This is a genomic window from Microbacterium pratiae (genome assembly GCF_047302165.1).
GTDB lineage: Bacteria > Actinomycetota > Actinomycetes > Actinomycetales > Microbacteriaceae > Microbacterium.
Genome location: NZ_CP154843.1, coordinates 600,037 through 613,695 on the forward strand (window position 1 = coordinate 600,037; position 13,659 = coordinate 613,695).

The following is a 13,659-nucleotide window of genomic DNA, read 5'->3' on the forward strand; positions in this document are numbered from 1 at the left end:
GAGCGGCCGAAAGGGTAGACTGGACGGGACTGACCGAACCGATGTGGAGCGCTCGAAACCTATGACGTCTCAGAATCCCGACAGCGTTCCCGAAGACCCCGAAACCCCCGAGACGGCCGAGACCACCTCGGCCAAGGTCCCCAACGAGTACGGCGCGGATGCGATCCAGGTGCTCGAGGGCCTCGAGGCGGTTCGCAAGCGTCCGGGAATGTACATCGGATCCACGGGTGAGCGCGGCCTGCACCATCTCGTCTACGAGATCGTCGACAACGCCGTCGACGAAGCACTCGCCGGCTACTGCGACACGATCCATGTGACGATCCTCGAAGACGGCGGCCTCCGCGTCGTCGACAACGGCCGCGGCATCCCGGTCGATCCGCACGCCTCCGACCCGACGAAGTCGACCGTCGAGGTCGTGCTGACGGTCCTGCACGCCGGTGGAAAGTTCGGTGGCGGCGGCTACGCCGTCTCCGGCGGACTTCACGGCGTCGGCTCGTCGGTCGTCAACGCGCTCTCCACGCGCTTCGAGGTCGAGATCAAGCGACAGGGATCGGTGTGGCGTCAGACCTTCGCCGACGGCGGCAAGCCCCAGGCTCCGCTGGCGAAGGGCGAAGACAGTGAGGACACCGGTACGACGGTCACCTTCTGGCCCGACGGCGACATCTTCGAGACGATCGCCTTCGACTACGACACCCTCCGCACGCGCTTCCAGCAGACGGCGTTCCTCAACAAGGGGCTGCGCATCACGCTGACCGACGAGCGTCCCGAGGCGTCCGTCGTCGTCGACCTCGACGAGGGCGGGTCCGAGTCGCAGCAGCGTCACGACGACTTCCTCTACGAGCGCGGACTCGTCGACTACGTCGAGTACCTGAACAAGCTGCGTAAGAGCGAGGTCGTCAACGACGAGATCATCGAGATCGAGTCCGAAGACACGGTGCGCCACATCTCGCTCGAGCTCGCGATGCAGTGGACCACGAGCTACACCGAGAACGTGTTCACCTTCGCGAACACGATCAACACCCACGAGGGCGGTACACACGAAGAGGGATTCCGGGCCGCGCTCACGACGCGCGTCAACGCGTATGCGCGCGACAAGGGGCTCCTCAAGGAGAAGGACGACAACCTCACGGGTGACGACATCCGCGAGGGTCTGACCGCCGTCATCTCCGTCAAGCTCTCCGAACCGCAGTTCGAGGGACAGACCAAGACGAAGCTCGGCAACACCGAGGCGAAGGCGTTCGTCCAGAAGATCGTGGGCGACCAGCTCACCGACTGGCTCGACCGCAACCCCGCTCAGGCCAAGCGCGTCATCATGAAGGCCGTGGATGCCGCGACCGCGCGCCTCGCGGCGCGCAAGGCGCGCGAGACCGCGCGTCGCAAGAGCGTCTTCGAGTCGGCCTCGATGCCCGACAAGCTCAAGGACTGCACGAGCAAGGACCCGTCGATCTCCGAGATCTTCCTCGTCGAGGGCGACTCGGCCGGCGGCTCCGCCGTGCGCGGCCGCGACCCCGAGACGCAGGCCATCCTGTCGCTGCGAGGCAAGGTCCTCAACGTCGAGAAGGCGCGGCTCGACCGTGCACTCGGCAACAACGAGATCCAGGCGATCATCTCGGCGTTCGGCACGGGCATCGGCGAGGACTTCACCGTCGAGAAGGCCCGCTATCACAAGATCGTGCTGATGGCCGATGCCGACGTCGACGGTCAGCACATCACCACGCTGCTGCTGACCCTCCTGTTCCGCTACATGCGCGGGCTCATCGAAGCCGGCTACGTGTACCTCGCGATGCCGCCGCTGTACCGGCTGAAGTGGACCAACGCCGAGCACGAGTACGTGTTCAGCGACAAGGAACGCGACGCGCTTCTCGCCGACGGCCTCGCCAACGGCAAGCGCATCCCGAAGGAATCGGGCATCCAGCGCTACAAGGGTCTCGGCGAGATGAACCCGAAGGAGCTGTGGGAGACCACGATGGACCACAGCACGCGCACCCTGCGCCAGGTCACGATCGACGACGCGGCAGCTGCCGACGAGATCTTCTCGGTGCTCATGGGCGAAGACGTCGAGTCTCGCCGCACCTTCATCCAGCGCAACGCCAAGGACGTCCGCTTCCTCGACATCTGATCGAGCCGAGCGACATCGAGAAACTGAGAACGCATGTCTGACGAAGAACGTCCCGACCTCACTCCTGCCCACAACCACGGCAACATCGATCAGGTCGACCTGCAGGTCGAGATGCAGCGGAGCTACCTCGACTACGCGATGAGCGTGATCGTGGGGCGCGCCCTCCCCCGCGTCGAGGACGGCCTCAAGCCCGTGCACCGCCGTGTCATCTACGGCATGTACGACGGCGGATACCGCCCCGACAAGAGCTACTCGAAGTGCGCCCGCGTCGTCGGCGAGGTCATGGGTCAGTACCACCCGCACGGTGACAGCGCGATCTACGATGCGCTCGTCCGTCTCGTGCAGCCCTGGTCGCTGCGCTACCCGCTGGCCGACGGCCAGGGCAACTTCGGCTCCCCCGGCAACCAGGGCGCTGCGGCCCCCCGGTACACCGAGACGAAGATGGCGGCTCTCGCCATGGAGATGGTCCGCGACATCGACGAGGACACCGTCGATTTCGAGGACAACTACGACGGCAAGACCCAGGAGCCGGTCGTCCTGCCCTCGCGCTTCCCGAACCTGCTCGTCAACGGTTCGGTCGGTATCGCCGTCGGTATGGCGACCAACATCCCGCCGCACAACCTGCGTGAGGTCGCCGAGGGCGCCCTGTGGTCGCTCGAGAACCCGGAGGCGACGCGCGAGGAGCTCCTCGAAGCGCTGATGTCGCGCATCCACGGCCCCGACTTCCCCACGGGCGCGCAGATCCTCGGCACGAAGGGCATCCGCGAGGCGTACCGCACAGGTCGCGGCTCGATCACGATGCGCGCTGTCATCGAGGTCGAGGAGATCCAGGGCCGCAACTGCCTCGTGATCACCGAGCTGCCCTACCAGGTGAACCCCGACAACGTCGCGCTGAAGATCCGCGACCTCGCGCGTGACGGCAAGATCACCGGCATCGCCGACATCCGCGACGAGACCAGCGACCGCACCGGGCAGCGCCTCGTGGTCGTGCTCAAGCGCGACGCCGTCGCGAAGGTCGTGCTGAACAACCTGTACAAGCACACGCAGCTGCAGGAGAACTTCGGCGCCAACATGCTGGCGATCGTCGACGGCGTGCCGCGCACCCTGCCCCTCGACGGCTTCATCTCGCACTGGATCACCCACCAGATCGAGGTCATCGTCCGCCGCACGCGCTACCGCCTCAACGAGGCCGAGAAGCGCATGCACATCCTGCGCGGCTACCTCAAGGCTCTCGACGCCCTCGACGAGGTCATCGCCCTCATCCGCCGCTCCCCCACGGTGGACGAAGCACGCGAGGGACTGAAGACCCTTCTCGACATCGACGACCTGCAGGCCGACGCGATCCTGTCGATGCAGCTGCGCCGCCTGGCGGCGCTCGAGCGTCAGAAGATCATCGACGAGGCGACCGAGCTCGAGCTGAAGATCGCCGATCTCAACGACATCCTCGCCACGCCCGCGCGCCAGCGCTCGATCATCGCCGAGGAGCTCACTGCGATCGTCGACAAGTACGGCGACGAGCGGCGTACCCACATCCTCCACGGGTTCGACGGCGACATGTCGATGGAAGACCTCATCCCCGAAGAGGAGATGGTGGTCACGGTCACCCGCGATGGGTACATCAAGCGCACGCGCAGCGACAACTACCGTTCGCAGCACCGTGGCGGCAAGGGCGTCAAGGGCGCCCAGCTGCGAGCGGATGACGTCGTCGAGCACTTCTTCGTCACGACGACGCACCACTGGCTCCTGTTCTTCACGACGAAGGGCCGCGTCTACCGCACCAAGGCCTACGAGCTGCCCGAGGCCGGTCGTGACGCGAAGGGACAGCACGTCGCGAACCTGCTCGCCCTCCAGCCGGGTGAGGAGATCGCGCAGATCCTCGACATCCGCGACTACTCCGCCGCGCAGTACCTCGTGCTCGCGACCCGCGACGGCAAGGTGAAGAAGACGGCGCTGACCGAGTACGACACGAACCGTCAGGGCGGCGTCATCGCGATCCGCCTCCGCGGCCAGGACGATGAGACCGGAGGCGACGAGCTCGTCAGCGCGTTGCTCGTCGACGAGGGCGACGACCTCCTCCTCATCACGCGCAAGGGGATGTCGCTGCGCTTCGCGGCCACCGACGACGCATTGCGACCGATGGGGCGATCGACCGAGGGCGTGAAGGGCATCTCGTTCCGCGAGGACGACAGCCTGCTGTCCGCCTCGGTCGTGCGCGACGAGGGCTACGTGTTCGTCGTCACCGACGGCGGGTACGCGAAGCGCACGTCGGTCGACCAGTACCGCACCCAGAGCCGCGGCGGTCTGGGCATCAAGGTGGCCAAGCTGAACGACGATCGGGGCGTCCTCGCGGGCGGTCTCATCGTGTCGGAGACCGACGAGGTCCTCGTGGTTCTTGCCAGCGGCAAGGTGGTACGCTCCTCCGTGGCCGAGGTCCCGGCCAAGGGTCGCGACACCATGGGCGTCGTCTTCGCCCGGTTCGGTGACGACGACCGCATCCTCGCCATCGCCCGGAACGGCGAGCGTGGACTGACCGAAGACGCGGCATCCGAGGATGCCCCCGCCCCGGATGCACCCCCGTCCGCGGATACCGAAGAGAGTGGTTCTGACGCATGAGCACGGTCGCCGACAAACTCGCCAAGAAGTCCACGAGCAAGACCAGCGCCAAGCAGGTGCGCCTGCGCCTCGTCTACGTCGACTTCTGGTCGGCCGTGAAGCTGTCGTTCCTGGCTGCTGTGGCGCTGGCGATCGTCACGGTCGTCGCGACGTTCCTCGTGTTCATGGTGCTCAGCACCACCGGTCTCATCGACCGGGTGGACGAGCTCTTCGTGGCGTTCTCGAACGGCGACTTCTCGATCAAGCAGTTCCTGAACCTGCCGCAGGTCATGGCCTTCGCGGCCGTCGTGGCCATCCTCAACCTCATCGTCATCACGGTGCTCGGAGCAGTCGTCGCCGGCATCTACAACGTGATGGTGAAGGTCACCGGCGGGCTGCTCGTCGGCTTCACCTCCAATTAGTAGATTCCCGATTCATCGGGTAAAGTCTTGGAGGTTGCCGGCGCGTGAAGCGCGTCGGTACGGGGCTATAGCTCAGGCGGTTAGAGCGCTTCACTGATAATGAAGAGGTCCCAGGTTCAAGTCCTGGTAGCCCCACCCCGAACCCCCTCGGGGCCTTAGCTCAGCTGGTAGAGCGCCTGCTTTGCAAGCAGGATGTCAGGAGTTCGAATCTCCTAGGCTCCACAGACGAGAAGCCGGGTATCCGTTCAGAACGGATACCCGGCTTCGTCGTGTTGGCGCTGGTCTCAGCGGGTGAGGAGCCTCAGACCGTAGGCCTGGAGGATCTCGTTGACCGGCTGGAAGTACGTCGTTCCGCCGGTGCTGCAGTTGCCCGATCCACCGGACGTGACGCCCTGTGCCTGGTTCCCCGCGAGCAGCGAGCCGCCGGAGTCTCCGCGCTCGGCGCAGACCGAGGTTCGGATGAGGCCCGACACGGTTCCCTCGGCATAGCGCACGCTGCTGTTGTAGGCCTGCACCTGTCCGCAGTGCCAGCCGGTGGTGGAGCCGGACCGGCATACGGTCGCCCCCACCGCCGCCGGCGTGGATCCGGAGACGGCGACGGCGCTGCCCGCATAGTCCGAGACCGTCCCGACGGGGGTGTGCGACGGGGTCGCGACCCAGGCGTAGTCGTCGCCCGGGAAGCTCGATCCGCGGAACGTGCCGTAGTTCGTCGATGCTCCCGTCTGGCCGCAGTGACCGGCGGTCACGAATCCGCCCTCGACGGCGAAGCCGACCGAGCAGCGCGAGGTGCCGTCGATCGTGTAGGCGATCCCGCCCTGGATGGTCGCGAACGTCTCGGGCGCCTGGGAAGTCGTCTCCACCCTTATCGCATCCGCGGGGGCCCCGATCTGCGCAGCGAGGTCGGACGCCGCGGCATCCTCGAGCGCCTCGACGACCACCTGATTGGTGGTCACGTCGATCCACCACGAGGTGACCGCTGCGCGGGTCGCCGTGTCGGACAGCCGAGCGGAGATCGCCTCCAGGTCATCGATCGAGTATGCGACCTCGACCGGGACGGCGCCCGCGTTCTCGGCGGCCTGACGTGCGTCTGCGGATGTGACGGCGGTGTAGACCGTGCGCGTCGACTCGTCGAGCCAGGAGCCGCCGTAAGCGGGCCCGGTCTCGTCGGCGAGCGTTGCGGTCGTCGCGTTCGCCACGTCCTGGAACGCCAGGACATCGCGGGCCCCCGCGGTGTCGGTACCGAGCTCGTCCGCCATCGCCGCGAGGAGCCCGGCATCGACCGCGCCGCCGCCGTCATCGGGTGGGGGAGTCTGAGCAATCGCCGGGGCCGTCATGATGCTCGTGAACGCCAGACTCAGGGCGGCGATGCCGAGAGCCGAACGGGTCATGGATCTCATGGGTTGTCCTTCCATCGGGGGGAATGAATGGTGGGTACCCATTGGCATCAAAGCACCCTCAGCGCGTTCTGCGTAGGGATCGCCCCGAAAGTTGGACGGAATGTAACAAACGACGAAACAGTCGTGGAAAATCAGGATGGTGCCCGAGATCAGCGCGAGCGCTGCTCCGTGATGTCGGCGACGGTGGCGCCGTAGGCTGCGATCAGGGCGTCGGCGTTGACGAACAGGCTGTAGCCGTGGGCTCCGGCTCCCATCGCGATGCGGCGGCCCACGATCGATGAATCGGCGAACACCGGCCAGTCGTGGGTACTTCCGATGGGCACGATCGTGCCCCGCTCGTAACCGGTCGCGGCGAGGGCGAGCTCGGGCTCCGGCAGGCGGAGCTTGTTCACCCCGACGAGGGTGCGGAGCTTCGGCCAGGAGATCACCCGGTCTCCGGGGACGAGCGCGAACAGGTAGGTGTCGTCGCTGCGCTTCACGACGAGAGTCTTCACGATGTCGTCGGGCTCGAGGCCGAGGAGCGCTGCGGCCTCATCGAGGCTGCCGGCGTCGGGGCGCGGGCGCACGACGACATCGAGCCCACGCTCGGCCGCCGCGAGGCGGACCCGAGACGTGGGCTCGAGATCTTCAGTCATTCGACTCAGGCGTCGGGCGCGCGCAGCGGGTCGTCGGCAACCCACAGCTCGTCGTCGGCGCGGAGCGTCTGCCAGGCGGCGTAGAGCACACCAGCTGCGGCAGCGACCCCGAGGATCAGAGCGATGACGCCACCGGCGCTGCGCTTCTTCTTCGGCTCGGGCAGTGCGGCACGCGACTGGAGCTTCTTCGTCGCCTTCTTGCCGTACTTGGCCGCCTTCTTCTTCACCGACGTGAGGTCGAGGTCGACGCCGCGACCGTGGGCGAGGCGCTCACGAGTGTCGTTGGCCGAGTCCCAGACCGACAGCGCGCCACCCACGACGGCACCGGCAGCCGGGATGAGAGCGCCGTTGTAGACCTTGCGGGTCGCGCGGACGCTCTTGTCGACGTACGGCGCTGCGTACTGCTCGTAGGTGTTCTGGACGGCGGGCTTGACGTGCTCGCGGTTGTAGTTGCCCAGCTGGTGGCCGGCGTCGCGTGCGACTTTGGCGGCCTCTCCCATCAGGACCTGCTGCGACTCCCACAGGGTGTTCGCCTGCTTCTGGAGCTTGCGGAGTTGCTTCTTGCGCTTGCGGCTGAGGCTCACGTGGGCCCTCCCTGCATCGTGGGACGTTTTCCCTCATCTTGCCAGAGAGCGCCCCAGCCAGCAGGGCATTGACAGGTGCGAGAATGGCACACATGCCTCAGCACACTGCAGTAGCGACGATCCACACCAACCACGGCGACATCGTCGTCAACCTTTTCGGCGACCAGGCCCCCCGCACGGTCAAGAACTTCATCGGCCTCTCCGACGGTTCGCAGGAATGGACCGACCCCGCGACGGGCAAGCCCGGTGAGGGCCCGCTCTACACCGACGTCATCTTCCACCGCATCATCCCGAACTTCATGATCCAGGGCGGCGACCCGCTCGGACAGGGCATCGGCGGTCCGGGCTACAACTTCGACGATGAGATCAGCCCCGAGCTCGACTTCCAGAAGCCCTACATCCTCGCAATGGCGAACGCCGGCCTGCGCCGCAACGCCATCACCGGCAAGGCGGAGGGCACGAACGGGTCGCAGTTCTTCATCACGACCGACCCCACCCCGTGGCTCCAGGGCAAGCACACGATCTTCGGCGAGGTCGCGGACGACGCGTCGCGTCAGGTCGTCGACACCATCGCCGCCGTGAAGACCGGCGCACAGGACCGCCCGGTCGACGCGGTGGTCATCTCGTCGATCGACGTCGCGGCCGTCTGAGCCGTACGTGAGCGCGTCCGAGCTGCGGAGCAACCCCGACAACTTCTGTTACCGGCATCCCGACCGGCAGAGCTTCGTGCTGTGCCAGCGGTGCCTGCGCACCATCTGCGCAGAATGCCAGACGCAGATGCCCGTCGGTGTGATCTGCCCCGAATGTCTGCGTGATCAGCAGAAGAGCTCGGGCGCGCCGCGTCCCCGTCGCGCACCGCGCATCCTTCGCGCGGTGCGCTCCGACGACTCGCGCCCCCTGGTCACCTACGGGATCATCGCGGTGACGTTCTTCGCCTTCGTCGTCGGGCTCATCCCGGGCGCGGGCGCGTTGGTGCAGTCGTCCCTGGCGCTGTACCCGCCGCTGCTCTACCCCGACTTCAGCGGCACGTTCCAGCCATGGCGCCTGTTCACGGTGTTGATCGTGCACAGCGGGTTCTGGCACGTCGGGCTCAACATGCTCGCCCTCTGGATGCTCGGACGCAGCCTCGAACCGATGCTCGGACGCAGTCGCTTCCTGTGGCTCTACCTGCTCAGCGGTCTCGGGGGATCCGTCGCCGTCGTGCTGTTCGGATTCACGTCGGCCGTCGTGGGCGCATCGGGCGCCATCTTCGGACTCTTCGGTGCTCTGCTCGTGATCGGCCGCCACATCGGCGCCAACATCACCGGTATCGCCGTCGTCCTGGGCATCAACCTCGTCATCACCTTCCTGCCGCTGCTCACGAGCGGGCTCGGCGGTGGCAATGGTGTCCAGATCTCCTGGCAGGCCCACGTGGGCGGGCTCGCGGTCGGAGCACTGGTCGGTCTGATCTACGCACGGACGCGGACGATCCGCCGCCGGCAGCTTCAGATCTGGCTGCTCGGCGCGACCGCCGCGGGGCTGATCGCTCTTCTCGCGGTACCGCTCGCGCTGTACTGAGAAAAGTTATCCACAGGTCTATCCCCAGGTGGGGATGGAATCACACCGGTGTGATTCACCCATGTGGAGAACCGCTCAGCGCCACCGCGTCGTCATGAGGAAGCCCACGAAAGCGATGCCGAAGCCGATCACCAGGTTCCAGCCGCCGATGCCGGGAACGGGCAGCGTGGAGTTGCTGAGGTAGAAGACGAGCACCCACACGAGTCCGATGAGCATCAGACCCAGCATGATCGGCTTGAACCAGACCGGGTTAGGTGCGTCATCTGCGGGGCGTCGTTCCACGGTCGGGTCGTCGTGGTCGCTCGAAGATGCCATGGGAGAATCCTAGCCGTCGGACCCCGAGTCTCCCCGGCTCCGCCGGTCAGGTCTCCCACAGGCCGCCGTGGGAGAGTGAGAGCGTGCTCCGCTCCGGTGATGGCATGCCGAATCGAGAGGGGCCGACATGCCCGCATGGTGGGAACAGGTCGTACACGCATTCACCGGTCGAGTGAGGCGGCACGACGATCTTCCTGATCTGCGACAGCTACCGTCTCGCGCGGTGAGACTCGAGCGCACCCACTACCTCGTGAACGACCGGGAGCGCCAGACCCGTCGCCCGCGTACCTACGTTCTGCGCACCGAGGCGGACGCGTCGCGCGGACGCGGCAACGTCGCCGTCTTCTCGAACGGTCGCGGCGTCGGATATCTGCCCGAGTCCGTCGCGGCCGAGATGCATCCTCTGCTCGACCACATCGGCGGCGCGGCCGTGGTGAACGGCGCAGGCGTCAGAACGGGCAGCATCCGGCTTTGGGTCGATCTCCCGACCCCGGGTTCGGTCCGCGGGCTCGTCGATGCCGATACCGCGAACCGGGATACGGCGAGCGAGCACGCCGAACCGCAGGAGCGAACCGAGACGCGACGGCAACGATTCGCCCGGTTCACCCGCCCGTCGATGGTCGGGTGAAATCGAAGCCTTCTCTGCGACCACCCCCAGGGCCGAAGGATAAACTCGGCGATTGTGGAGAGCACCCGTACGTCGACCAGACGCTCACGTCGCTCACCGTCGCGCCCGCGACGTCGTGTGAGCGTCGTCAGCGTGTTCGGTGAGTTCCTCCTCACGGCCGGCGTCGTGATGCTGCTCTTCGTCAGCTGGCAGATGTGGTTCGGCGACATGATCATCGGCTCGCAGAAGCAGGCCGAGGCGCAGGCGCTCTCGCAGCAGTGGCAGGCGCAGGCGCAAGAGTCGCCCACGCCCAGCGAGACTCCCGCAGGCGACCCGGAGACTCCCGACCCCGCCGCCATCCCGGTTCTCGCCGAGCCCGAGCAGGGCGCCGAGTTCGGCGTCATGTACATCCCGCGTTTCGGCCCCGACTGGCAGTTCACGATCGCGAACGGCACGGGGAAGAAGGCGATCCTCGACAAGGGACACATCGGTCACTACGAGGGATCGGCAATGCCGGGCGCGGACGGCAACATGGCCGTCGCGGCACACCGATGGACTTCCGGTGCCCCTTTCGACCCCGTCGACCGGCTCGTGGTCGGAGATGCGATCGTCGTCCAGACGCAGGACGGCTGGTACACCTACCGGTTCCGGAACGTCGAGTACGTGCAGGACACCGCGATCGAGGTGTTGAACCCGGTTCCGCAACAGGTCGACGTCAGCGCCAACGGCAAGTACCTCACCCTGACGAGCTGCGCGCCCAAGCTCAACATGCTCGAGCGCATCATCTCGTATGCGGTGTTCGACGAGTTCACCCCGACCTCGGCGGGTCCGCCGGCGTCGCTGACAGAGGGAGTCCCCGCCTGATGTACGGCGCACTGTGGCGAGTCCTCCCCGGGCCGTGGTGGCTCCGGGTGGTCTTCCTGCTCATCCTCGCGGCCGCGGTCGTCTATGCCCTGTTCTTCTGGGTGTTCCCCGCCGTCGCCCCGTTCTTCGCCCCCGGCGAGGAGTCGACAGTCGGGTGACCGCCGTCCTCGTGATCGACAATCACGACAGCTTCATCCACACCCTGGTCGGCTACCTCCACGAGCTCGGCGCCGAGACCGAGATGGTGGAATCGGATGCCGTCTCCGACCCTTCTCGCACCCTGAACGGTTTCGACGGGGTCCTGGTGTCTCCCGGACCGGGTACCCCCGAGGCGGCGGGCGCGTCGATCGACGTCGTGCGCGCGGCGGCGGCATCCGCTGTTCCGCTGCTCGGGGTCTGTCTCGGACACCAGGCCATCGCGGTCGCCTTCGGCGCGACGGTGGGGGAGGCGCCGGAGCTCATGCACGGGATGACGTCCGAGGTGCGGCACGACGGATCGTTCCTCTTCGACGGCCTGCCGCGGACCTTCACGGCGGGCCGTTACCACTCGCTCGCCGTGGCGGCGGCGACTCTCCCTGCCGAGCTCCGCGTCACGGCTCGAGCGGCGGGCGGCACCGTGATGGCGATCTCCCATCGCGATGCGCCCGTGGTCGGGGTGCAGTTTCATCCCGAGTCCGTTCTGACCGAGGGCGGCTACCGGATGCTGGGCAACTGGCTGGCGTCGATCGGACTGGACGAAGCGCGCGAGCGCGGTGCCCGGTTGCACCCGCATCGGCGGGATGCAGGCGCAACCTGAGCCGCGGGCGTGCGGGTGTCAGCTGCCGGTGCAGACCCGGAGGGTGACAGTCGATCCGATCGGCACCTCACCGGGTGCCAGCGACTGCGACGATACGGTGCGTCCGCCGGCAGCCGCGGCGCAGCCGGGGTCTTCGACCACCTCGGGGACGAGCTGACGTGATTCCTGCTGCAGCTCGCGCTCGGCGGCCTCGACGGTGTATCCGGTCAGGTCGACCAGGGTCACCGTGCCGCTCGCGACGACGAGGTTCACGGACGATCCCATCGCGAGAGCCGAACCCTCCGCAGCCGACGCCTCGATGACTGTTCCGCCGGGCAGGGTCGGATCGTTGCGTGACCGCACCGTGCCCAGTTGCAGTCCGGCTCGCTGGAGCGCTTCGGTCGCTTCCGCGCGGGAGAGATTCTGCAACTGCGGCACCGTCGCCATCTCCTGGCCGGTCGAGACGTAGACCGTGACGCGTTGTCCGGGGGAGAGCGTGATGCCCGCCGCCGGCTCGGTGCCGATGACGTCTCCGGCGGGCACCGTCTCGTCGCTGCGGTCGGAGCGGACGGGGTTCAGCTCGGCCTCTTCGATCAGGTTCTCGGCGAGATCCCACGAGTTGCCGGCGACCTCGGGAACGACGCGCGACGTGCTGGGTACCGTCGTCGTGGTGTCGCGGAACGCGAGGACCCAGATGAGCACGGCGATCAGCAGCGCAGCGAGCACGGCGACGCCGGCCCAGATCCAGCTGACCGGGGGACCGGACTGCGTGCGCCGCATGGTGTTGTCGGTGCTGAGCTGGCGCAGCGACCGCGCGGTCTCGGCGGCGTGGCGGGGATCCGGACCGTACAGCTCGCTCGCCAGGGCACCCATCTGACGCTTCGTCGGCTGCTTGCCGCCGACGGCCTGGTCGAGGGCGGCGCGGAACTCGGTCGCGTCCTGGTATCGCTGGAACGGGCTCTTCGCGAGGGCACGGAGCACAACGGCATCCAGTGCTCGCGGCACGTCGTCGACGATCTCGGACGGGGGGAGCGGTGCCTCGCTGACGTGCTGATACGCGACCGCCACCGGCGTCTCGCCGCGGAAGGGGGCGCGCCCGGTGAGCAGCTCGTAGAGCACGACTCCGGTCGAGTAGAGGTCGGCGCGCGCGTCGACCGGCTCTCCCTTGGCCTGCTCGGGTGAGAAGTAGGCGGCCGTGCCGATGATCGCCGTGGTCTCGGCGACCGTCGACGAGGAGTCCGAGACCGCGCGGGCGATACCGAAGTCCATCACCTTGACCGTCCCGGCATCGGTGATCATGACGTTCCCGGGCTTGATGTCGCGGTGCACCACCCCGGCACGGTGCGAATACTCGAGCGCCTCGAGGATGCCGTCGACGTAGCGCACGGCGTCCGCCTCGGCGATGGGGCCTGCGTCGACCATGTCCTTCAGCAGGCGACCGGTCACGAGCTCCATGACGATGTACGGCACGGAGTGCTCGCTGCCATCGGGGTCGGTCTCGGTGTCCTCCCCGGCGTCGAAGACGCGCACGATGGAGGGGTGGGCCATCCGCGACGCCGCCTGGGCTTCGAGGCGGAATCGCATCCGGAAGCCGGGGTCGTCGGCGAGCTCGCGCTTGAGCACCTTGATCGCGACGTCTCGCCCGAGGGTGACGTCGTAGCCCCGGTAGACACTCGCCATGCCGCCGCGCCCGATGGGCTCGTCGATGCGGTAGCGCCCTGACAGCACACGTTGCTCTGCCGACACGTCACTCCCTGCGTTCGACTCGTACTCGGATGTGGGACTCATGGTC

The 13,659-nt window shown here is 67.2% G+C and carries 14 protein-coding genes and 2 tRNA genes; 11 read left to right on the forward strand and 5 right to left on the reverse strand.

From position 1 onward, the window contains the following. The first annotated feature begins 61 nt into the window (after nt 1-61). The 5 genes from gyrB to AA0Y20_RS02855 all read left to right on the forward strand — a co-directional run bounded on the left by gyrB (nt 62) and on the right by AA0Y20_RS02855 (nt 5,355). Nucleotides 62-2,119, forward strand: a complete 2,058-nt coding sequence (gyrB, locus tag AA0Y20_RS02835) for a DNA topoisomerase (ATP-hydrolyzing) subunit B (protein WP_412937288.1) — start codon at nt 62-64, stop codon at nt 2,117-2,119. A 33-nt stretch (nt 2,120-2,152) separates the two neighbouring features. Continuing rightward, a complete protein-coding gene (gene gyrA, locus AA0Y20_RS02840; RefSeq protein WP_412937290.1) occupies nt 2,153-4,732 on the forward strand; it encodes a DNA gyrase subunit A in 2,580 nt (859 codons plus the stop codon). Then, complete coding sequence (locus AA0Y20_RS02845; protein WP_023953427.1) at nt 4,729-5,133, forward strand: DUF3566 domain-containing protein; 405 nt, start codon at nt 4,729-4,731, stop codon at nt 5,131-5,133. Before gyrA ends, AA0Y20_RS02845 begins: the two co-directional genes overlap by 4 nt. A 61-nt stretch (nt 5,134-5,194) precedes the next feature. Then, nucleotides 5,195-5,268, forward strand: a tRNA-Ile gene (locus AA0Y20_RS02850). Between the two features lie 14 nt (nt 5,269-5,282). Further along, nucleotides 5,283-5,355 (forward strand) — tRNA-Ala (locus tag AA0Y20_RS02855). A 62-nt stretch (nt 5,356-5,417) separates the two neighbouring features. Here AA0Y20_RS02855 and AA0Y20_RS02860 read toward each other — a convergent pair. From AA0Y20_RS02860 to AA0Y20_RS02870, 3 genes are all read right to left on the reverse strand, one after another. Beyond that, the gene (locus tag AA0Y20_RS02860; protein WP_412937293.1) at nt 5,418-6,530 is read right to left on the reverse strand and encodes a S1 family peptidase; all 1,113 of its coding nucleotides are present in this window, start codon (nt 6,528-6,530) and stop codon (nt 5,418-5,420) included. A 149-nt stretch (nt 6,531-6,679) separates the two neighbouring features. Then, entirely contained in the window at nt 6,680-7,165 is a 486-nt protein-coding gene (locus AA0Y20_RS02865) for an aminoacyl-tRNA deacylase (protein ID WP_412937295.1), read from the reverse strand. 5 nt (nt 7,166-7,170) lie between these two features. Then, nucleotides 7,171-7,749: a DNA helicase gene (locus tag AA0Y20_RS02870; protein WP_412937296.1), complete on the reverse strand. Its 579-nt coding sequence runs from the start codon at nt 7,747-7,749 to the stop codon at nt 7,171-7,173. Nucleotides 7,750-7,841: 92 nt separating this feature from the next. Here AA0Y20_RS02870 and AA0Y20_RS02875 point away from each other — a divergent pair, with 92 nt between their 5' ends. Both AA0Y20_RS02875 and AA0Y20_RS02880 read left to right on the forward strand, forming a co-directional pair. Further along, nucleotides 7,842-8,399, forward strand: coding sequence for a peptidylprolyl isomerase (locus AA0Y20_RS02875; protein ID WP_412937297.1), 558 nt, complete (start codon nt 7,842-7,844; stop codon nt 8,397-8,399). Nucleotides 8,400-8,406: 7 nt separating this feature from the next. Further along, complete coding sequence (locus AA0Y20_RS02880; protein ID WP_412937299.1) at nt 8,407-9,306, forward strand: rhomboid family intramembrane serine protease; 900 nt, start codon at nt 8,407-8,409, stop codon at nt 9,304-9,306. 75 nt (nt 9,307-9,381) lie between these two features. Here AA0Y20_RS02880 and AA0Y20_RS02885 read toward each other — a convergent pair whose 3' ends face one another. Next, the gene (locus AA0Y20_RS02885; protein WP_023953414.1) at nt 9,382-9,621 is read right to left on the reverse strand and encodes a cell division protein CrgA; all 240 of its coding nucleotides are present in this window, start codon (nt 9,619-9,621) and stop codon (nt 9,382-9,384) included. A gap of 223 nt (nt 9,622-9,844) precedes the next feature. Here AA0Y20_RS02885 and AA0Y20_RS02890 point away from each other — a divergent pair, with 223 nt between their 5' ends. The 4 genes from AA0Y20_RS02890 to AA0Y20_RS02905 all read left to right on the forward strand — a co-directional run bounded on the left by AA0Y20_RS02890 (nt 9,845) and on the right by AA0Y20_RS02905 (nt 11,888). Further along, nucleotides 9,845-10,249, forward strand: a complete 405-nt coding sequence (locus AA0Y20_RS02890; protein WP_412937301.1) for a hypothetical protein — start codon at nt 9,845-9,847, stop codon at nt 10,247-10,249. Between the two features lie 132 nt (nt 10,250-10,381). Continuing rightward, nucleotides 10,382-11,092, forward strand: coding sequence for a class E sortase (locus AA0Y20_RS02895; RefSeq protein WP_413331948.1), 711 nt, complete (start codon nt 10,382-10,384; stop codon nt 11,090-11,092). Further along, entirely contained in the window at nt 11,092-11,250 is a 159-nt protein-coding gene (locus tag AA0Y20_RS02900) for a hypothetical protein (protein ID WP_183045331.1), read from the forward strand. The genes AA0Y20_RS02895 and AA0Y20_RS02900 overlap by 1 nt, the downstream gene beginning before the upstream one ends. After that, nucleotides 11,247-11,888, forward strand: a complete 642-nt coding sequence (locus AA0Y20_RS02905) for an anthranilate synthase component II (RefSeq protein ID WP_412937305.1) — start codon at nt 11,247-11,249, stop codon at nt 11,886-11,888. Before AA0Y20_RS02900 ends, AA0Y20_RS02905 begins: the two co-directional genes overlap by 4 nt. An 18-nt stretch (nt 11,889-11,906) precedes the next feature. Here the strand turns inward: AA0Y20_RS02905 and pknB are convergent, their stop codons facing one another. After that, nucleotides 11,907-13,655: a Stk1 family PASTA domain-containing Ser/Thr kinase gene (pknB, locus tag AA0Y20_RS02910; RefSeq protein ID WP_412937306.1), complete on the reverse strand. Its 1,749-nt coding sequence runs from the start codon at nt 13,653-13,655 to the stop codon at nt 11,907-11,909. Between the last annotated feature and the right edge of the window lie 4 nt (nt 13,656-13,659).

Bases quoted from the DNA above. Each gene is read 5' to 3' on its own strand.
- AA0Y20_RS02885 (WP_023953414.1), bottom strand. From the start codon at position 9,621: ATGGCATCTTCGAGCGACCACGACGACCCGACCGTGGAACGACGCCCC.
- AA0Y20_RS02900 (WP_183045331.1), top strand. From the start codon at position 11,092: ATGTACGGCGCACTGTGGCGAGTCCTCCCCGGGCCGTGGTGGCTCCGG.
- AA0Y20_RS02865 (WP_412937295.1), bottom strand. From the start codon at position 7,165: ATGACTGAAGATCTCGAGCCCACGTCTCGGGTCCGCCTCGCGGCGGCC.
- gyrB (WP_412937288.1), top strand. From the start codon at position 62: ATGACGTCTCAGAATCCCGACAGCGTTCCCGAAGACCCCGAAACCCCC.
- gyrA (WP_412937290.1), top strand. From the start codon at position 2,153: ATGTCTGACGAAGAACGTCCCGACCTCACTCCTGCCCACAACCACGGC.
- AA0Y20_RS02845 (WP_023953427.1), top strand. From the start codon at position 4,729: ATGAGCACGGTCGCCGACAAACTCGCCAAGAAGTCCACGAGCAAGACC.
- AA0Y20_RS02875 (WP_412937297.1), top strand. From the start codon at position 7,842: ATGCCTCAGCACACTGCAGTAGCGACGATCCACACCAACCACGGCGAC.
- AA0Y20_RS02860 (WP_412937293.1), bottom strand. From the start codon at position 6,530: ATGAGATCCATGACCCGTTCGGCTCTCGGCATCGCCGCCCTGAGTCTG.
- pknB (WP_412937306.1), bottom strand. From the start codon at position 13,655: ATGAGTCCCACATCCGAGTACGAGTCGAACGCAGGGAGTGACGTGTCG.